At 72.2% G+C, this 18,118-nt stretch carries 19 protein-coding genes; 10 read left to right on the forward strand and 9 right to left on the reverse strand.

What is annotated here, in order from left to right; all coding sequences use genetic code 11:
• Window positions 1-11: 11 nt before the first annotated feature.
• The 4 genes from fabG (at window position 12) to ABZT12_RS25170 (ending at window position 3,056) form a co-directional block, all read left to right on the forward strand.
• Window positions 12-773 (forward strand): 3-oxoacyl-ACP reductase FabG, encoded by a 762-nt coding sequence (gene fabG / locus ABZT12_RS25155; protein ID WP_356388546.1) that lies wholly within the window; start codon window positions 12-14, stop codon window positions 771-773.
• Between the two features lie 11 nt (window positions 774-784).
• A complete protein-coding gene (locus ABZT12_RS25160) occupies window positions 785-1,546 on the forward strand; it encodes an SDR family oxidoreductase (RefSeq protein WP_356388548.1) in 762 nt (253 codons plus the stop codon).
• Window positions 1,547-1,720: 174 nt separating this feature from the next.
• Complete coding sequence (ung, locus tag ABZT12_RS25165; protein ID WP_356388550.1) at window positions 1,721-2,404, forward strand: uracil-DNA glycosylase; 684 nt, start codon at window positions 1,721-1,723, stop codon at window positions 2,402-2,404.
• Between the two features lie 118 nt (window positions 2,405-2,522).
• Entirely contained in the window at window positions 2,523-3,056 is a 534-nt protein-coding gene (locus ABZT12_RS25170; RefSeq protein ID WP_356388552.1) for a hypothetical protein, read from the forward strand.
• A gap of 16 nt (window positions 3,057-3,072) precedes the next feature.
• On the opposite strand, the gene ABZT12_RS25175 is transcribed toward ABZT12_RS25170, so the two are convergent.
• Together ABZT12_RS25175 and ABZT12_RS25180 are read right to left on the reverse strand one after the other, a co-directional pair.
• Entirely contained in the window at window positions 3,073-3,507 is a 435-nt protein-coding gene (locus ABZT12_RS25175) for a hypothetical protein (RefSeq protein ID WP_356388554.1), read from the reverse strand.
• Between the two features lie 113 nt (window positions 3,508-3,620).
• Complete coding sequence (locus tag ABZT12_RS25180; RefSeq protein WP_356388556.1) at window positions 3,621-4,133, reverse strand: DinB family protein; 513 nt, start codon at window positions 4,131-4,133, stop codon at window positions 3,621-3,623.
• A 140-nt stretch (window positions 4,134-4,273) separates the two neighbouring features.
• On the opposite strand from ABZT12_RS25180, the gene ABZT12_RS25185 reads away from it, so the two are divergent.
• Window positions 4,274-5,185, forward strand: a complete 912-nt coding sequence (locus ABZT12_RS25185; RefSeq protein WP_356388558.1) for a Gfo/Idh/MocA family oxidoreductase — start codon at window positions 4,274-4,276, stop codon at window positions 5,183-5,185.
• On the opposite strand, the gene lnt is transcribed toward ABZT12_RS25185, so the two are convergent.
• Window positions 5,103-6,677: an apolipoprotein N-acyltransferase gene (lnt, locus tag ABZT12_RS25190; RefSeq protein WP_356388560.1), complete on the reverse strand. Its 1,575-nt coding sequence runs from the start codon at window positions 6,675-6,677 to the stop codon at window positions 5,103-5,105. The two genes, ABZT12_RS25185 and lnt, sit on opposite strands and share 83 nt — an antisense overlap.
• Before the next feature lie 70 nt (window positions 6,678-6,747).
• Entirely contained in the window at window positions 6,748-7,242 is a 495-nt protein-coding gene (locus ABZT12_RS25195; protein WP_356388562.1) for a nuclear transport factor 2 family protein, read from the reverse strand.
• A gap of 189 nt (window positions 7,243-7,431) precedes the next feature.
• Between ABZT12_RS25195 and ABZT12_RS25200 the strand changes: the two genes are divergently transcribed.
• Window positions 7,432-8,172 (forward strand): SDR family oxidoreductase, encoded by a 741-nt coding sequence (locus ABZT12_RS25200; RefSeq protein WP_356388564.1) that lies wholly within the window; start codon window positions 7,432-7,434, stop codon window positions 8,170-8,172.
• Between the two features lie 107 nt (window positions 8,173-8,279).
• On the opposite strand, the gene ABZT12_RS25205 is transcribed toward ABZT12_RS25200, so the two are convergent.
• The 4 genes from ABZT12_RS25205 to ABZT12_RS25220 form a co-directional block, all read right to left on the reverse strand.
• Complete coding sequence (locus ABZT12_RS25205; RefSeq protein WP_356388566.1) at window positions 8,280-8,849, reverse strand: AAA family ATPase; 570 nt, start codon at window positions 8,847-8,849, stop codon at window positions 8,280-8,282.
• 38 nt (window positions 8,850-8,887) lie between these two features.
• Window positions 8,888-9,067 carry a hypothetical protein gene (locus tag ABZT12_RS25210; protein ID WP_356388568.1) on the reverse strand — a complete coding sequence of 60 codons (180 nt, stop codon included), beginning with the start codon at window positions 9,065-9,067 and terminating at the stop codon, window positions 8,888-8,890.
• Between the two features lie 423 nt (window positions 9,068-9,490).
• A complete protein-coding gene (locus tag ABZT12_RS25215; protein WP_356388570.1) occupies window positions 9,491-10,924 on the reverse strand; it encodes a hypothetical protein in 1,434 nt (477 codons plus the stop codon).
• Between the two features lie 827 nt (window positions 10,925-11,751).
• Window positions 11,752-12,627: an undecaprenyl-diphosphate phosphatase gene (locus ABZT12_RS25220; protein WP_356388572.1), complete on the reverse strand. Its 876-nt coding sequence runs from the start codon at window positions 12,625-12,627 to the stop codon at window positions 11,752-11,754.
• 240 nt (window positions 12,628-12,867) lie between these two features.
• On the opposite strand from ABZT12_RS25220, the gene ABZT12_RS25225 reads away from it, so the two are divergent.
• Genes ABZT12_RS25225 through ABZT12_RS25235 form a run of 3 tightly spaced genes read left to right on the forward strand, consistent with a single transcriptional unit; the run spans window position 12,868 to window position 15,685 of the window.
• Window positions 12,868-14,046, forward strand: coding sequence for a Gfo/Idh/MocA family oxidoreductase (locus ABZT12_RS25225; RefSeq protein WP_356388574.1), 1,179 nt, complete (start codon window positions 12,868-12,870; stop codon window positions 14,044-14,046).
• Window positions 14,043-14,969 carry a PmoA family protein gene (locus ABZT12_RS25230; protein WP_356388576.1) on the forward strand — a complete coding sequence of 309 codons (927 nt, stop codon included), beginning with the start codon at window positions 14,043-14,045 and terminating at the stop codon, window positions 14,967-14,969. Before ABZT12_RS25225 ends, ABZT12_RS25230 begins: the two co-directional genes overlap by 4 nt.
• The gene (locus ABZT12_RS25235; RefSeq protein WP_356388578.1) at window positions 14,963-15,685 is read left to right on the forward strand and encodes a cupin domain-containing protein; all 723 of its coding nucleotides are present in this window, start codon (window positions 14,963-14,965) and stop codon (window positions 15,683-15,685) included. Before ABZT12_RS25230 ends, ABZT12_RS25235 begins: the two co-directional genes overlap by 7 nt.
• Before the next feature lie 53 nt (window positions 15,686-15,738).
• Here the strand turns inward: ABZT12_RS25235 and ABZT12_RS25240 are convergent, their stop codons facing one another.
• On the reverse strand, window positions 15,739-16,533 hold the full coding sequence (locus tag ABZT12_RS25240) for a TVP38/TMEM64 family protein (protein WP_356388580.1): 795 nt from the start codon (window positions 16,531-16,533) through the stop codon (window positions 15,739-15,741).
• 319 nt (window positions 16,534-16,852) lie between these two features.
• On the opposite strand from ABZT12_RS25240, the gene tuf reads away from it, so the two are divergent.
• Window positions 16,853-18,034: an elongation factor Tu gene (gene tuf / locus ABZT12_RS25245; RefSeq protein WP_356388582.1), complete on the forward strand. Its 1,182-nt coding sequence runs from the start codon at window positions 16,853-16,855 to the stop codon at window positions 18,032-18,034.
• Window positions 18,035-18,118 lie beyond the last annotated feature (84 nt).

The following is an 18,118-nucleotide window of genomic DNA, read 5'->3' on the forward strand; positions in this document are numbered from 1 at the left end:
AGAACCAGCACATGTCCAGCACTGAGCAGCGGGTCGCGGTAGTCACCGGCGGGGCACGGGGGATCGGCGCCGCCACCGCCGTACGACTGGCGGCCGAGGGCCGTGCGGTCGCCGTGATCGACCTCGACGAGGCCGCCTGCAAGGAGACCGTGGAGAAGATCACCGCGGCCGGTGGCAAGGCCCTCGCGGTCGGCGCCGACGTCTCCGACGAGGCCCAGGTCGAGGCCGCGATCGCGCGTATCGTCGCGGAGCTGGGCGCCCCGACGATCCTCGTCAACAACGCGGGCGTGCTCCGCGACAACCTGCTCTTCAAGATGAGCGTCTCCGACTGGGACACCGTCCTCAACGTCCATCTGCGCGGCTCGTTCCTGATGACCAAGGCCGTCCAGAAGCACATGGTCGACGCGGGCTTCGGCCGGATCGTCAACCTCTCCTCGTCCTCCGCCCTCGGCAACCGCGGCCAGGCCAACTACTCCGCCGCCAAGGCCGGTCTGCAGGGCTTCACCAAGACCCTCGCCATCGAGCTCGGCAAGTTCGGTGTCACCGCCAACGCCGTCGCCCCCGGCTTCATCGCCACCGACATGACCGCCGCGACCGCCGCCCGGGTCGGCATGGGCTTCGACGACTTCAAGGCCGCCGCCGCCACGCAGATCCCGGTGCAGCGCGTCGGCGAGCCCGACGACATCGCCAACGCGGTCGCCTTCTTCACCGACGAGGCCGCCGGCTTCGTCTCCGGCCAGGTGCTGTACGTCGCCGGCGGACCGCTCAACTAGGGATCACGGACATGACTGAACTGCCTGAACTCTCCGGCAAGGTCGCCCTCGTCACCGGCGCCAGCCGCGGTATCGGCTACGGCGTCGCCGAGGCGCTGCTCGCCCGCGGCGACCGGGTCTGCATCACCGGACGCAACGAGGACGCCCTCAAGGAGGCCGTCGACTCGCTCGGCGCCGACCGGGTCATCGGTGTCGCGGGCAAGGCCCACGACGAGGCCCACCAGGCCGTCGCCGTCGAGCGCACCATGGAGGCCTTCGGCCGCGTCGACTTCCTGGTCAACAACGCCGGTACCAACCCGGTGTTCGGACCGATCGCCGACCTCGACCTGAACGTGGCGCGCAAGGTCTTCGAGACCAACGTCGTCTCGGCGCTCGGCTTCGCCCAGCGGACCTGGCACGCCTGGCAGAAGGAGAACGGCGGCGCGATCGTCAACATCGCCTCCGTAGCGGGCGTCTCCGCCTCGCCCTTCATCGGCGCGTACGGCGTCAGCAAGGCCGCGATGATCAACCTGACCCTGCAACTGGCGCACGAGTTCGCGCCCGGCGTGCGGGTCAACGCCATCGCCCCGGCCGTCGTGAAGACCAAGTTCGCGCAGGCCCTCTACGAAGGCCGGGAGGCGGAGGCGGCGGCGGCCTACCCGCTGGGCCGGCTCGGCGTCCCCTCCGACATCGGAGGCACCGCCGCGTTCCTGACGTCCGACCAGTCCGACTGGATCACGGGCCAGACGCTCGTCGTCGACGGCGGCATCTTCCTGAACGCCGGAGTGGCCTGACCGGGGCGCCGCCGCCCTCGCCGTCCGTCGCGACGGAGGCGGCGCCCGAACGGCCGGAGTTCCGGTGTGCGGGACCGACTGTCAGTGGCCGCCTGTAGGTTCTGAGGCCTGGACGCGACCGTACGACAGCGGTCGGGTCACAGCGCAGTGTCCGCACACCGTAAGGAAGTTGACGTGACCGACATCGCCATGCTGCCCGAGTCCTGGCGCGGAGTCCTGGGCGACGAGCTTCAGCAGCCCTACTTCAAGGAGCTGACCGAGTTCGTCGAGGAGGAGCGAGCGAAGGGTCCCGTCTACCCTCCGCGCGAGGAGGTCTTCGCGGCGCTGGACGCGACGCCGTACGACCGGGTGAAGGTGCTGATCCTCGGCCAGGACCCGTACCACGGCGAGGGTCAGGGCCACGGCCTGTGCTTCTCGGTCCGGCCGGGCGTGAAGACCCCGCCCTCCCTGCGGAACATATACAAGGAGATGAAGGAGGAGCTGGGCCACCCGGTGCCCGACAACGGCTATCTCCTGCCATGGGCCCGACAGGGCGTCCTCCTGCTCAACGCGGTGCTCACCGTCCGCTCCGGCGAGGCCAACTCGCACAAGGGCCGCGGCTGGGAGAAGTTCACGGACGCGGTGATCCGCGCCGTCGCCGACCGCCCCGACCCCGCGGTCTTCGTGCTGTGGGGCAACTACGCGCAGAAGAAGCTCCCGCTGATCGACGAGGAGCGGCACGCGGTGGTCAAGGGCGCGCACCCCTCCCCGCTGTCGGCCAAGAAGTTCTTCGGCTCCCGCCCCTTCACCCAGATCGACGAGGCGGTCGCCCGCCAGGGCCACGAGCCGATCGACTGGCGCATCCCGGACCTGGGCTGACCGGCCGCGGGCCGGCCCGGCACCGGGCCGGCCCGCGCGGTGCGGGGCCGCCTGACGGCGATTGTCAGTGCCTGCCGTTAGCGTCGACACCGGACAGCCGACGAGTGCGGAGGACACGGTGGCGGAGCGACAGGGGCAGGCGGCGCCGGACGCCCTGCTGACGCGGATCGGGCAGACCGTCATGCTGCACCACGGCGGCGACCGCGAGGAGGCCCGGGACCGTCTGCTGAACCTCTGGACGGAGCTGGGCGAGGACGGCGACCCGTTGCACCGCTGCACGCTCGCGCACTACCTGGCCGACACCCAGGACGATCCGGCCGACGAACTGGCCTGGGATCTGCGGGCGTTGTCGGCGGCGGACGAACTGGCGGGCGCCCACGGCGAGGGGCCGGACACGGCCGCCGAGCGTGCGCTCGCCGTCCGCGCCTTCTACCCGTCCCTGCATCTCAACCTCGCCGCCGACTACGTGAAGCTCGGCCGCGCCGACGCCGCCCGCAGCCATCTCCGCCGCGCCCGCCGCGCCTGCACGGTCCTGGCCGACGACGGTTACGGCAACGGCGTACGCGCGGCGATCGGCCGCCTGGAACTCGGCCTGGCCGAGGAAGGCCCCACCGACGCCCCGCCCTGGGGACCGCCGCGCCAGCGGCCGTAGCGCCGCGGTGCCGGTGTCAACTCCCGTACGTCTTGCGGCAGATGACGGCCTGCGGGCTGTCCGGGCGCCAGCCGCCGAACTGTCGGCCGAGGGCGCACATGTCGGGCGTGGGCACCGCGGCCGGCAGGCCCGGGAGCTGTGCGTGCGGCCGGCGGGGCCGCGGGGGCTCGGGGCGGGCGCGCGGCGCCGTCGGCCGGGGCGGGGCGAGGCCGGGCGCCGGCGGGCGCTGGGGGACCGGCGGGGCGGCCGGTCTCGGATGGCGGGAGGGGCCGGTCAGCGCCTCGCGGGCCGGTGCCTGGCCGGCCTGCGACGCCGTACTGCCGTCCGGCCGGGGCAGTGACGGCCGCGAAGACGTTTCGGAGGCGGGCGGACCCTGGACCGCCACGCAGCCGGTGAGGGCCGAGACGGCCACGGTGACCAGAAGCGCTGCGGTGGTCGACGTTCGATGCACCCGGGCAACCTTGCCGCGCTCCTGCCCTCGGGGGCACGGCGGACGAGCGGATGATGCCCCACACGGGTGATCTCCGGCCCCTTACGGAGGGTCCGGGTCCGCCGGGGTGACGGTCAGGAGCCGGTGGCACCGTCGATGCGCTCACGGAGCAGATCGGCGTGCCCGTTGTGCCGCGCGTACTCCTCGATCATGTGCGTGTAGATCCAGCGCAGGCTGAACGGTTCGTCGGTGGAGTGGTGCTGCCCCCGTGACAGGTCGTCCAGCGCGAAACCGGCCGCCGCCCGCCGCGCGGCTTCGATCTCGCCCTGCCAGGTGGCGTACGCCGCCTCCCAAGTGTCCGCCTCGGTGACATGGAACTCGCCGTCCGGGTCCGCGTCGCCGGAGTACAGCGGCCCCTGCCCGTCACCCGCCAGGACCCGGCGGAACCAGCCCCGCTCCACGTCCGCCATGTGCCGCACCAGCCCCAGCAGGGTCAGTTCGGACGGCGCCGCCGAGGCGGTCCTGAGCTGCTCGTCGTCCAGCCCCTCGCACTTCACGGCGAGGGTGGCCCGGTGGTAGTCCAGCCACCCCTCCAGCATGGTGCGCTCGTCGGCGGTGCCTGCGGGTTCACTGCGCTCGGTCGTCATCCCCGCATCCTCGCCCACGCCCACCGCGGCCCACCAGCGGTTTTCCGCACCCCGGTACGCATCGCACCGGCTGCCCGCCCGTACGACGGCCGTATGCTTCGCGGGACGCACCGTCGGGCCGTGACTGCGAGGAGACTTCCGTGAAGGTCGGCTGCATCGGACTCGGGGACATCGCCGAGAAGGCCTATCTGCCCGTGCTCGGCGCCCTGCCCGGAGTCGACCTGCATCTGCAGACCCGCACCCCCGCGACCCTCGCCCGCGTCGCCGACCGCCTCCACCTGCCGGCCGGACAGCGGCACCCGGATCTCGACGCGTTGCTCGCCCAGGATCTCGACGCGGCCTTCGTGCACGCCCCCACCCCCGTGCACCCGGAGATCGTCACCCGGCTTCTCCGAGCGGGCGTCCCGACCTACGTCGACAAGCCGCTCGCCTACCAACTCGCCGACTCCCGGCGGCTGGTGGAGCTGGCGGAGCAGCGCGAGGTCTCCCTCGCCGTCGGCTTCAACCGGCGCCACGCCCCCGGGTACGCGCAGTGCGCCGAGCACCCGCGCGAGCTGATCCTGATGCAGAAGAACCGCGTCGGACTCCCCGAACACCCCCGCACGATGATCCTCGACGACTTCATCCACGTCGTGGACACCCTGCGCTTCCTGGTGCCCGGCCCGGTCGACGACGTGACCGTGCGCGCCCGCACCGAGTCCGGACTGCTCCACCACGTCGTCCTCCAGCTCGCCGGGGACGGCTTCACCGCGCTCGGTGTGATGAACCGGCTCAGCGGCTCGGCCGAGGAGATCCTGGAGATCTCCGGCCAGGACACCAAACGGCAGGTCCGCAACCTCTCCGAAGTCGTCGACCACAAGGGCCAGCCCACCCTGCGGCGGCGCGGCGACTGGGTTCCGGTCGCCCGCCAGCGCGGCATCGAACAGGCCGCACTGGCCTTCCTCGACGCGGTCCGCGCGGGCAAGGTGCTCAGCGCCCGGGACGCGCTGGCGACTCACGAACTGTGCGAGCGAGTGGTGGCAGCGGTCGAGGACGGACCCCGCGCGGCCTGACCGCCCGTACCCCTTCGCCGACGCACACCGCCGCGAGCGCCAGCAGGGCCGCGTGCACCGGCCAGTCGCCGTAGCGGACGTAGGGCGTGACACCGTGCGCGAGCGGTATGTCGTAGACCTCGGTGGTGTCGGCCGAGGTGCCGAGCCAGCGGCCGACGCGGGCGCCGCTGGGGCCGTAGACGGCGGAGACGCCGGTGAGGGTGGCGTGCACCACCGGGCGTCCCGTCTCGGCGGCGCGCAGGGCGGCGAGGGTGGCGTGCTGCTCGGGGGCCCAGCTGTGCTGGAACGACGAGGTCGAGGACTGGGCGACGAGCACGTCGGCGCCGTCCCGCGCGAGATGCCGGCTCATGTCGGGGAAGGCGCTCTCGAAGCAGACCAACGGGCCGATCCGCAGGCCGTGTCCGACCTTCATCACCACCTGCTCGGTGCCGCGCCTGCGGTCGACCCCCGCCGCCTTGCCGACCGAGGTGGCCCAGCCGAGCAGCGACCGGGCGGGTATGTACTCGCCGAACGGCACCAGCCGCATCTTGTCGTAGCGGTCACCGGTCGGGCCGTCCGGACCGACCAGGATCGAACTCTTGTAGATGCCGGGCCTGTCCGAGCGCTCCGCGTCCACGTTGACCAGGATGTCCGCCTTGGTCAGCCGGGCCAGCGCCGCCAGCCGCCGGGCGAGGTCGGGTCGTCCGGCGAGGTCGAAGCCGACACTGCTCTCGCCCCACACCACCAGGTCGGGACGGTCTCCGGCCAGCCCGCGGGTCAGCTGTTCCTCGCGGTCGAAGCGCCGGTCGGCGCTGTCGTCCCCGGCCACGATCCCCGGCTGGACGACGGCGATCCGGACCCGGCCGTCGACGTCGGGCCGCGGCGACCACACCCACGCCGCGGAGGTGACAGCGGCCGTCGCCAGCAGCGCGGCGACGGCCGGCGGCCGGGCCTCCCGCACCCCCACCAGGACGGCGACCGCCACGTTGACGGCCACCACCAGGAAGCTCAGCAGCCACACCCCGCCGACGGACGCGAGCCGCAGCGCCGGTCCCACCTGCCACTGGGTGGAGCCGAGCACTCCCCACGGGCCGCCCAACCCCTGCCAGGAGCGCACGAGTTCGACCATCAGCCAGCCCGACGGCAGCACGAGCAGCGCGGTCGCGCCCCGCCGCCACGACGGCACCCCGCCGAGGTAGCGGCGCACGAGCCAGCCCCACGGCGCCCAGAGCGCGCCCAGCAGCCCCGCGATCAGCAGGATGAAGACGTGCAGGCTCGGCAGCAGCCAGCTGTGCACCACCAGCAGGAAGCCGAACCCCCCGGCCCAGCCGTCGTACAGGGCCCGCCGCCCGGTCGGCGCGGAGCGCGCCAGCAGGATCCAGGGCACCAGAGCCGCGTACGCGAACCACCACAACGACGGCGCGGGGAACGCGAACACGGGGAGCCCGCCCGCGAGTACGGCGAGCAGCGAACGACGCCAGGGGGAGACGAGCCAGTCGCCGAAGGTCTTCATAGAGCACCCCCCTACCCCGAGAAGGCCCGAGTGTGCGCGCCGCGGACGATCAACGACGGGGGCGACCGCGTCAGTTCACCACGGCCGCCGGCCGCCGCTCCGCCGACCGCCGCCACTTCTCGTGTACGACGACCTCGCGCAACCGCCAGCCCTCGCGCGTCCGCAGCAGCTCGAACGCGTACCGGCCGCCGCACACGAAGTCGGGAGCGGTGGAGCCGCCGCCGGTCCGCCCCCCGGCCGCGAAGCGCATCGGATTGACGTAGTCGGCCTGGACGCTCGCGCTGTCACCGGTGTCCTGATCGAGAACCCCGAAGCGGATCCGCCGGTTGACGATCAGATGCTGCCGCATCGGGAAGAGGTCCATGGTCCGCGCGAGCCATCCGGCGATCTCCCCGGCGTCCCCCTCGATCCCGCCCGCGGACCGGTAGTCCGCCCGTCCGTCCGGCGCGAACAGGGCCCGGTACGCCTCCCAGTCGCCGTCGTCCACCGCCACCGCGTACTCGGTGATCACTCCGTCGACGGCCAGCCGGTCCATCACGGCGGCGAGCTCCACACGCTGCGTCATCGGCTCAGTGTTGGCCACGGAGGGTGTCCAGCCAAGGGGTGTGCGGTGACAACCTGGCCTGGATTCGCGGCTGTTCGGACAGCTGTACGCCCCACCGCGGTCAGCGGCGGGCCGGGTGGTGACTCGCGGCGGCGGACGCGCATAGTTCACGTGGTCCGGGTGGCACGCAAGTTCCAGCAGGGAGTACTCATGAAGCGTCTTGTGACGGTCGTCACCGGCGGCAGCCGGGGGATCGGCGCCGCCACCTGTCTGCGGCTCGCGCAGGACGGGCACGACGTGGTGGTGGGCTATGTGCGGGACGCCGAGGCGGCCGAACGCGTGGCGGCCGGGGTGCGCGACGCCGGGGCCCGGTCCGTCACCGCGCGGGTGGACACCTCCGTCGAGGCGGACGTGGAGCGGCTCTTCGCGGTCGCGGAGAAGCGGCTCGGGCCCGTCACCGGGCTGGTGAACAACGCGGCCGTGACCGGACCCCTGGGGCGGCTCGTCGACACCGACCCCGCCGTGCTGCGCCGGGTCGTCGACGTCAACCTCGTGGGCACGCTGCTCTGTTCGCGCCGCGCGGCCCGGACGATGACGGCCGCCGGCCACGGTGTCATCGTGAACGTGTCGTCGGCCGCCGCCACGCTCGGCAGCCCCGGGGAGTACGTCCACTACGCCGCGACCAAGGCCGCCGTGGACGCCCTGACGCTGGGCCTCGCCAAGGAACTCGGCCCGGACGGCGTCCGCGTCAACGCCGTCGCCCCTGGCGTGATCGACACGGAGATGCACACGACGATGGGTGCCCCCGACCGCGCCGAGCGCGCGGCCCCCTCGATCCCGCTCCGCCGCCCCGGCCGGGCCGAGGAGATCGCCGCCGCCGTCGCCTGGCTGATGTCGCCGGACGCGTCGTACGCGACGGGCGCGGTGCTGCGGGTGTCGGGCGGCCGTTGAGCGGCGGGGCGGGCGGGGCGCGGGAGACAGGCGGGCAGGGCGCCGGGAGCGGCCCCGCCGCGCTCAACGCCCGTGCCGGACAGCTGAATTGGCGGAGAAGGAACGGCTCAAACCGAGTCCCGCAGCCGCTCGAACGCCGTCGGTCTCGGCCGGTCCGGCAGGAAGTCCCTGATGCGCCGGGCGCACTCGCCCGCGTCCGCGCTCCCGGTGTCGCATTCGATGTCGTAGAGGCCGTGCGCGTGCACCCGCGCCACCTGGCGGGCGGCGAGGCCGGGCGGCCGGTCGGGGCGCGCTCGCTCGCGCCGCTCCAACTCCTCGGCGGGGCAGTGCACCCCGACGAACACGACGTCCTGCGGGACGAGGAGCGAGAGGCAGTCCCGCAGCCGCCACTCGGCGCTCAGGACATGGTCCACGACGACGTGGTTGCCGGCCGAGGCCATCCCGGCGACCGCGCGGTGGAAGCCCCGCCAGGTCCGGTGCAGCACGGTGTCCAGCTGGTCCGGCGGGACGGGGACGGGCGAGCGCATCGCGTGGAACGCGTCGACCGGCAGGTGGAAGTACGGCTCGTCGAGGATCCGCAGCAGCTCCGCCGCGATGCTCGACTTGCCCGAACTGGACGTGCCGTTCAAGAAGATGACCACACCGCGGCGCGGCGGCACGCTGCTCAGATGCTGCACGCGATGATCGTAGGCCGTGCCCTGTCGGGCCGCCCGGCTCAGGCCGCCTGGATGATCTCGTCGCGGATCGCGGCGGCCCACTCCACCACCAGCAGCTCGTACTCCACACGCTCCTGGGACGAGAGCGAGCCTCTCGCCCGCAGCCACAGTGCCCGGATCTGCTCGTTCACTTCGGCAGCAGACCGCACGGAACCACGGGTCACGGAATCGGGGGACATGGGTGACAGCCTAGGCGCAAGGACTGACACTGCGCTACCGGGCGGCTACTGATCCGGTATGGGGTTGGTCACGACCGACGCGGACCAGGCGGGGGCCGCCGCGCCGTCCGCGCGGTGTCAGCCCGCCGACTCGAACTGCTCGTTGGCCGCTGGACCGGCCGCACCAGCATCCTCGATACCTTTACCCGCGCCGACCTTCAGCCTGTGGGCCGCCGCTCGTGGCGATAGGGCAGTAACACCGAGAAACGAGAGCCGAACCGACATCGCCTCCAGCGAAGACGACCCAGCCCGGAGCCGCCTGGCGGCCTGGTGGCGATGCTGTAGGAGGAACACCCGGGCGCGCGCAGCCGAGCGGACCCGCAGGGTGTATTCAGGCGCGACACAGCACGGTGCTGCCGGACGGATGGACGTGGGCGGTCCACGTCAGTGGTCGACGACCAGAACCGCGCTGTTGCCGGGAACGTCGACCACCACGGTCTTGCCGCCCGTCACCTTGACCGGCAGGGGGGACGGGCTGAACGCTCCGCTTCCGTTCACTCCGGATCCGGCGACGGTGATCGCCGTCGAATCGAGGGAAGGCGCCGTCAAGAGGTACTCACTGGCATGGCCGGCCGCCGAGCGAAGCGTGATGGTGGTCCTGAACGGCGTTGCGCCCTTGTTGTTCACGAACACGTTGTTGCCGATGCCCCAGGCCGTGATGCCGGTGCCGCCGGAGATCGAGGCCGTGTGGAACGCGCCTGTGCCGCCGAGCGCCCAGAGCAGTTCACCGTAGTAGACGCCTTGCACGCCGGTCGGGCTGAGCCCGTCGTACGCGATCGGCGAGTAGTTCAACGAAAACTGCGTCGAGGTGCCGCCGTGGAAGTTCACGCCGGCGCCCCCATGGCCGGCGACGCCTGCCATGAAGTCCAAAGACCACAGCGAGGCTGCCTCCACGTTGCTCACCCCCAGGGTGCCGCCGTGGTAGAACGAGTTGGCTTCGGTCATCCGCCAGGTGGGGATTCCGTTGGTCGAGCGGGCACTGTCCATCGCGCTCTCGGCGTTCGGGAGCCTGCCGGAACTGTTGGAGGCGAGCATCGCGGGAATCGTGCCGGTGGTGTTCTTGCCGATGTAGAGGTGCGTCGACAGAATGGCGAGGCTGTTGTTCTTCTCGTCCGACGCGAACGAACCGGCCCAGGCCGTCGAATCGCCCCCGCCGGGACCGTCGAAGACCGCGCCCGGAACCTGCGCCCTGATCGCGCTGACATAGCTGTTGTACGAGGCCTCGTAGCCGCTTTCGGTCGTGTAGAAGTTGGGTTCGTTGCCGATCTCGAACGCGCGCAGGTTGCTGCCCAGTGTCTTGGCCACGAATCGGGCTTCGGAAGCCGCGTTGGCCGCGGTGTTGGTCTTGAGGTTGATGCCGTAGATGACCTTCCAGCCGGTCGCGCGCAGGAATGCCGAGAGTCTCACCACGTCGGCCGGGGCGATCTCGGTCGGCGACCCGCCGGCGCCGCTCGCGTTCCAGTTGACGATATCGCCGAGATTGCCGCCAACTCGCAGCGAACTCGGACCGAGTCGCTTGAACAGGTGCACCAGTGCGCTGTCGGCCGCGTCGAACAGACCGGCGCCGATGCGGTCCTTCTCGTAGCTGAAGCCAGCGAAATCGGGACCGACCTTTCCGGAGCCGGCGGCGGTCACCACGACGTCCACGGGGGTGGCGGCGGCCCGGCCGGACAGCAGCGTGACCGGCGCGAGGGTCTGGGCGGACTGCGGCTCGGCACGGGCGGCCGGCGTGGGACTCAGCAGCAGGGCGGCCATTCCCGCGATGGTCAGCAGGGCGAGGCGCGGCCGGACGCGGAAGGAGATCAGAGCCTCAGACATGGACACTCCGGTGTCGTTGTTGGGCGACCGTCAGCCCCCGTGCGCAGGAGCGGTAACAGGGCGCCTGGATCTGGTGGTGGAGGAGCGTATGCCCGGCGGACCGTGCCGTCGCGTTGGACCGGGGCCGCAGGCCGTTCACGTAGATGAACTATGTTCATATAGAAGTCCAGACGAGGGGACTCTAGGGCGGTGCCCTGCACACGTCAATGGCTTGGCCGCAAACCTGTGCGGCGGACGCAGGAAGTCCACGACGCAGCCCGGTTCGGACCGGGATCGGATCGCGCGCACTGGCGGGGCCCGCTGTGCGCCCATGAGCGCTCACGTCGGCCGGCCAGAGGATCAAAATCATCCATCAGCAGCCGTGCGGGTGCCGTCTGTTGCGGCCGGTGCCCTTGCCGGCGGCTGGGTCCCATCGGTTCGGGGACCACGACCGGCGCCCTCAACGCGGGCGCCAACACCCTTCGGTTCGGCAATGCGAACGGTAGGGCTCCTGACTTCGAATGGATTGTGGGGTCATGTGGGCAGACCCCGACGGCAGTTGGGTGCGGGCTCCGGGGGGCGGGTCAGCGACCCCCGGAGCCGATGGATTCACCGATCTGGCTTGTAGGTGGGTAGCGGGTTCTGGCACAGATCTTGGGGAGCGGTCGCGGAGCGTTACTTCGACGTTCGATTGCGAGGAGCCGGTTCGTCCTGCGGCAGTCGTAAGTGACGCTCCCTCAGATGTCTGCCGACGGCTGCCGTCGTCGGTTGTGGACGGTGATGGTGCTGGTCATGCAGACCGATGCGCCGTTCTGGGACTCGCTGGTCTGTCGCTCGGAAGACCTCGCTCAGCCCGCCGACTCGGCCGCGTGCGGGCTCAGGACACCCGCCGTCACCAGCGCGAGGATGACGATGCCGAGGGCGATCCGGTACCAGACGAACGGCATGAAACTGCGGTGGGAGATGAACTTCATGAACCACGCGATGACGGCGTAGCCGACCAGGAACGCGATGCCCGTCGCGAACAGCGTGGGGCCCCAGGCGACATGCCCTTCCGCCGCCGCGTCCTTGACCTCGAAGACGCCCGAGGCGAGGACGGCCGGCATGGCGAGCAGGAAGGAGTAACGGGCCGCCGCCGCACGGGTGTAGCCCATGAAGAGGCCGCCGCTGATCGTGGCGCCGGACCGGGAGACTCCGGGGACCAGCGCCATCGCCTGGCAGACGCCGTAGAGCAGGCCGTCCTTGGTGCCGAGGTGCTCAAGTGTCTTGCGCTGCTTGGGTGCCCGGTGCCGGCCGCCGGTCTCGTCGCGGGCGGCGAGGCGGTCGGCGACGCCGATGACGATGCCCAGCACGATCAACATCGTGGCGGTGACCCGCAGATCGCGGAACGGCCCCTCGATCTGGTCCTTGAGCGTCAGGCCCAGGACGCCGATCGGCAGGGAGCCGACGATCACCAGCCAGCCCAGCTGGGCGTCGTGGTCGCGCCGCATCTCCTTGCTGACCAGTGAGCGGAACCAGGCGGAGAGGATGCGGCCCACGTCCTCGCGGAAGTAGATGAGGACCGCGGCCTCCGTACCCAGCTGGGTGATCGCGGTGAAGGCCGCTCCCGGGTCCTTCCAGCCGGAGAAGGCCGCGGTCAGCCGCAGATGCGCGCTGGAGGAGACGGGAAGGAACTCGGTCAGCCCCTGGACGAGTCCGAGGACGAGGGATTCAAACCAAGACATGGAGTTACGGCGTCCAAGTGCTGCTCGTGAAGGGGCGTCGGGCACACCGGCGCCAACAGGCGCGGAACTCGGGTGTGTTGAGGGCAGCCTAACCCGCGGGTGGGACGGGCCGGACGCGGGGGTTTCGCGGGCACCCCGGTGGCCACCGCTTTCCCGGTGTTGACCCGCGGTGGGGCCGGAGCTTACGTTGCAGCCGAGGGGAAAGCGCTTGCTGTCGTCGGAGGAGTGCTGATCACGTCCATGTCCACACCCGCCACCCACCCCGGCACTCCGCCCGGCCCCGCCGCCCCGCTCGCCGGGCGCCGCGTCAGGGCCGCCGTCGTCGGCGCCGGTGCCATCGGCCGGGGGTCCCATCTGCCCGCGCTGGCCCGGCTCGCCGAGGAGGGCGACGTCGAGGTCGTCGCCGTTGTGGACATCGATGCCACCGCCGCCGAAACCCTCCGCGCGGAGGCCGGCGTTCCGCACGCACACACCGACCTCGACCGGATGCTCCGCGAGCAGCGGCCCGACCTGGTCACCATCTGCACCCCGCCGACGCTCCACCGCGCGCAGACCGTCGCCGCGCTGCGCGCCGGGGCCTGGGTGTGGTGCGAGAAGCCGCCGGTGCCGTCCCTGGCCGACTACGACGCCGTGGAGTCCGCGGAGGGCGAGGACGGCGGTCCCTACGCCTCGATCGTCTTCCAGCACCGTTTCGGCTCCGGGGCGCGGCACGTCCGCCGGCTGCTCACCACCGGGGCCCTGGGCCGGCCTCTCGTCGCGCACTGCCAGACCACCTGGTACCGCGGCTCCGCCTACTACGCGGTGCCCTGGCGCGGACGCTGGGCCACCGAGGGCGGCGGCCCCGCCATGGGACACGGCATCCACCAGATGGACCTGCTGCTCGACCTGCTCGGACCGTGGAGCGAGGTGCGCGGCATGGCGGCCCGGCTCGTGCACGACGTGGAGACCGAGGACGTCTCGACCGCCCTAGTCCGCTTCGCGAACGGGGCGCTGGCGACCGTGGTGAACAGCGTCCTCAGCCCCGACGAGGTCAGCCGCATCCGCGTCGACTGCGAGCGCGCCACCGTCGAACTCACCCATCTGTACGGGTACGGCAACGCGGACTGGCGCATCACACCGGCCCCCGACGTGCCGGCCGAGGAGGCCGCCGACTGGCGGAACTTCGGCCCGGACGAGCCCAGTTCACACCTCGCCCAACTGCGTGAACTCCTCGCGAGCATGCGGGCCGGCCAACGGCCGCGCAGCAGCGGCGCGGACGGCCGCACCAGCCTGGAACTGATCTCCGCGCTCTACAAGTCGGCGTTCACCGGCACGACCGTACGGTCCGGCGAGATCGGCCCGGGCGACCCGTACTACACGGCCCTGCACGGAGACGCGCCCGGCTGGGCCCCCGCCGCGCGCGACGGGGCGTCGGCATGACCGGCCTGCGGATCGTGCACACGCACGGCGACCGGATCACGGTGACCGAACCGGCCACCGGCGTCGAGCTGTTCAGCTACGTCTACCGTCCGGAGGCGGCCTGGGAGGCGTCCAAGCCGTACCTCCATCCCCTGCGGACGCTCGCCGGTGACGTGGTCACCGACTACCGGCCCAACGACCACCGCTGGCACAAGGGCCTCTCCCTGACCGCCTCGCACCTGTCCGGGGCCAACCTGTGGGGCGGCAACTCCTACGTCCACGGACAGGGCTATCTCGAACTGCCCGAGCGGGTCGGCTCGATGGCCCATGTCGCCTTCGACGAGATCTCCGCCGACGCCGGCCGTCTCGTCCTCGCCGAGCGGCTGACCTGGCACCCCCACACCGGGCAGCTGTGGGCGGACGAGCGGCGCCGCGTCGAGGTGCACGACGTCGATCCGAAGGACGGCTCCTGGGCACTTACTTGGACGACCGCGGTGACCAACCGCCGTGCGGAGCCCCTGCTGTTCGGCAGCCCGACCACCGCCGGACGCGAACAGGCGGGCTACACCGGCCTGTTCTGGCGCGGCCCGCGCGCCTTCCGGGACGGCCGGATCATCGGGCCGCACGGCGAGGGGCCGGAGCTCATGGGCACCCAGGCACCCTGGCTCGCGCTCTCCGGCGAGCACGACGGCGCCGACGGCCACGCCACGATCGTCTTCGCCCACGCCCCCGAGAACGACCACACCGGTGCCCAAGGCGCCCACCCCGCCCACTGGTTCGTCCGCAACGACCCCTTCGCGGGGATCGCCCCCTCCTGGGCCTTCCACGACGAACTGGAACTCGCGCCCGGCGCCACCCTCACCCGCCGCTACCGCGTGGTCGTGGCCGACGGGGCGTGGCAGCGGGAGCGGATCGCCGCCTACCTGGAGGAGCACCCGTGGTGAGCGCGACGAGCTTCGCCGGACTGCCCGGCGCGGTGGGCCTCTCCCACCTGTCGGTCTACGACTGGCCGGCCGCCGACGGCGTCCGCGGCGGAACACCCCATATGCACCTGGTCTGTTCGGAGGGGTACGTGGTCACCGGCGGGCGCGGCGCGGTGCAGACGCTCACGGCCTCCGGATACCGGCGCACGCCCCTGACGCCCGGCACGGTCGCCTGGTTCACCCCCGGCACCGTCCACCGGCTCGTCAACGAGGGCGGTCTGCGCATCACCGTCCTCATGCAGAACAGCGGGCTGCCCGAGGCGGGCGACGCGGTGCTCACGCTGCCGCCCGAGTACCTGGCCGACCCGGAGACGTACGCCGCCGCCACCACGATCCCGGCCGACGCGCCCGAGGCGGAGCGGGAGCGGGCCGCCCGCGCCCGGCGCGACCTCGCCGTGCGGGGCTACCGAGCGCTGCGCGCGGCCGGGGACCCCGAGCCGCTCGCCGCCTTCCACCGGGCCGCCGCCGCGCTCGTACGGCCCCGGCTCACGGAGTGGCGCGAGCGCTGGCGGAACGGCGCCGAGGCGGCCGCCGCCGCCACGGGGGAGCAGCTCGACCGGCTCGGACAGGGCGACCTCTCCCACCTCGCCGACGCGGTCGTGCACGACGAACAGCCGTCCGCGTACGGGGCGTTCGGGATGTGCGGGCGGCTGGACGTCTACCGGGGAACGGTCTGACACCGGGCACCTCGTCCGCGGCCGTCAGACAGCCGTCCGACCCGGGTGCCGGTTCAGTGCTCCCGCAGCTGGTGACGCTTGCGCCAGGCCACCACCGCGCCGACCAGCGCGGGCAGCGCGATGCAGGCCATCGCGAGCAGGAAGGCGGGCGACGTCGGCTTCGAGGCACGGGCGCCGGCGACGACGTAGGCGGCGGTGTTCGGGATCGAGCCGAGCGCCGTCGCGAGGAGGAACGCGCCCCAGCCCATCCGGGAGACCGCGGCGCAGTAGTTCGCCGCCCAGAACGGCACGCCGGGGAACAGCCGCGCCGCCATCATCGAGCGGAAGCCGTGCCGGCTGAGCTGGCCGTCCGCGGCCTTCAGCCACCGGCCGCGCAGCAGCGGGCGCAGCGCGTCCTGGCCCAGGGCCCGGCCCAGTCCGAACGCGATCCCGGCGCCGAGCACCGTGCCCGCCAGTGCCGAGGCGGTGCCCCACGGCGAGCCGAAGAGCGCGCCGGCCGCGAGGTTCAGCAGCGGGCGCGGCACGAACGCCACGGTGCACACCCCGTACGCCAGCGCGAACAGCAGCACCGCCGCCGCACCGCTCAGCTGGGGCGGCCAGCCGTCGGCGAGCAGCTTCTGCGGCTGGAGGAGCAGCACGCTCGACGCGGCCCCGGCGAGCAGCACCAGCAGCAGGGAGAGGCGCGACCACGGGGAGAGCAGCACTCTCGTACAACGCGCGGAGAAGCCCGTCGGATCGACGGCGACGGGCACGGACGCGGATGCGGACACGGGGACGGCTGCGGCGAGCTCCGTGACGACGGCCCGGGGAGAGGCCGTGACGGTGCCCCCAGAGCGGGTGGTGGGCATCCGGTGACACTAACCGACCCAGGTGTGTGATCGCCGTATGGTCCGGCTCACGCGGCCTCGGTCCCGAACTGCCCCGCCGCCGATAATCGTTCGACGCGCGGAAGTCCGTCGGCGATGATCGGTGCCATGTTCCGGTACGCCCTCCCGCTCGCAGCACCCGCCGTCGCGGGTGCCACGAAGGCTGCCGTTCCCGTTCTCCTCGCCGCCGTCGACGGCGCCCGAAGCTGACCCTCCCCGGATCGTCCGGCGGACCCCGCAGGGGGAGGGTCGGCACGTCCTCGGGGTCCCCGCACCAGCCACTCAGCTTCGAGGGATCACCATGCCCAAGACGGCATACGTCCGCACCAAACCGCATCTGAACATCGGCACCATGGGCCACGTCGACCACGGCAAGACCACCCTGACGGCCGCCATCACCAAGGTGCTCGCCGAGCGCGGCAGCTCCGCCTTCGTACCGTTCGACCGGATCGACCGGGCGCCGGAGGAGGCCGCGCGCGGCATCACCATCAACATCGCGCACGTCGAGTACGAGACCGACACCCGGCACTACGCGCACGTGGACATGCCAGGCCATGCCGACTACGTGAAGAACATGGTCACCGGGGCCGCGCAGCTCGACGGGGCGATCCTGGTCGTCTCGGCGCTCGACGGGATCATGCCGCAGACCGCCGAACACGTGCTGCTCGCCCGGCAGGTGGGCGTCGACCACATCGTGGTCGCGCTCAACAAGGCCGACACCTTCGACGACGGGGAGGACACCGAGCTCATCGACCTCGTCGAGCTGGAGGTCAGGGAGCTGCTCACGGCGAACGGCTACGGCGGCGACGCCGTGCCCGTCGTACGGGTCTCGGGTCTCAAGGCCCTTGCGGGGGATCCCCGTTGGACGGCGTCGATCGAGGCGCTGCTCGACGCGGTGGACACCTATGTGCCGCTGCCCGAGCGGTATCTCGACGCGCCGTTCCTGCTGCCGGTGGAGAACGTGCTGACGATCACCGGCCGCGGCACCGTGGTCACCGGCGCGATCGAGCGCGGCACGGTCCGGGTGGGCGACCGGGTCGAGGTGCCGGGGGCCGCCGTGGAGACGGTGGTCACCGGCCTGGAGACCTTCGGCAAGCCGATGGCCGAGGCGCAGGCCGGGGACAACGTGGCCCTGCTGCTGCGCGGTGTGCCGCGGGACGCGGTCCGTCGCGGGCACGTCGTGGCGGCGCCCGGCAGTGTCGTGCCCAGCCGCCGGTTCTCGGCGCGGGTGTACGTCCTGTCGGCGCGCGAGGGCGGCCGAACGACGGCCGTGTCGAGCGGCTACCGGCCGCAGTTCTACATCCGCACCGCGGACGTGGTCGGTGACATCGACCTCGTCCGGACCGCGGTCGCGCGGCCCGGCGACACCGTCACGATGTCGGTCGAGCTGGGCCGTGACCTGCCGTTGGAGCCGGGGCTCGGCTTCGCGATCCGCGAGGGCGGCCGGACGGTCGGCGCGGGCACGATCACCGCGGTCGGCTGAAGGAGAACGGGTGCCCGTCCCCCCAGGGAAGGGGGGGCGGGCACCCTTCCGCCCAATGTCAGTGCCGTACGCGAGACTTGACGG

Source organism: Streptomyces sp. NPDC005423 (assembly GCF_040606415.1).
GTDB lineage: Bacteria > Actinomycetota > Actinomycetes > Streptomycetales > Streptomycetaceae > Streptomyces.

Coding starts and splice junctions, on each gene's coding strand:
- ABZT12_RS25160 (WP_356388548.1), top strand. CDS start 785: ATGACTGAACTGCCTGAACTCTCCGGCAAGGTCGCCCTCGTCACCGGC.
- ABZT12_RS25210 (WP_356388568.1), bottom strand. CDS start 9,067: ATGTCCCCCGATTCCGTGACCCGTGGTTCCGTGCGGTCTGCTGCCGAA.
- ABZT12_RS25240 (WP_356388580.1), bottom strand. CDS start 16,533: ATGCCCACCACCCGCTCTGGGGGCACCGTCACGGCCTCTCCCCGGGCC.
- tuf (WP_356388582.1), top strand. CDS start 16,853: ATGCCCAAGACGGCATACGTCCGCACCAAACCGCATCTGAACATCGGC.
- lnt (WP_356388560.1), bottom strand. CDS start 6,677: ATGAAGACCTTCGGCGACTGGCTCGTCTCCCCCTGGCGTCGTTCGCTG.
- ABZT12_RS25225 (WP_356388574.1), top strand. CDS start 12,868: ATGTCCACACCCGCCACCCACCCCGGCACTCCGCCCGGCCCCGCCGCC.
- ABZT12_RS25215 (WP_356388570.1), bottom strand. CDS start 10,924: ATGTCTGAGGCTCTGATCTCCTTCCGCGTCCGGCCGCGCCTCGCCCTG.
- ABZT12_RS25180 (WP_356388556.1), bottom strand. CDS start 4,133: ATGACGACCGAGCGCAGTGAACCCGCAGGCACCGCCGACGAGCGCACC.
- ABZT12_RS25230 (WP_356388576.1), top strand. CDS start 14,043: ATGACCGGCCTGCGGATCGTGCACACGCACGGCGACCGGATCACGGTG.
- ABZT12_RS25195 (WP_356388562.1), bottom strand. CDS start 7,242: ATGACGCAGCGTGTGGAGCTCGCCGCCGTGATGGACCGGCTGGCCGTC.
- ABZT12_RS25200 (WP_356388564.1), top strand. CDS start 7,432: ATGAAGCGTCTTGTGACGGTCGTCACCGGCGGCAGCCGGGGGATCGGC.
- fabG (WP_356388546.1), top strand. CDS start 12: ATGTCCAGCACTGAGCAGCGGGTCGCGGTAGTCACCGGCGGGGCACGG.
- ABZT12_RS25220 (WP_356388572.1), bottom strand. CDS start 12,627: ATGTCTTGGTTTGAATCCCTCGTCCTCGGACTCGTCCAGGGGCTGACC.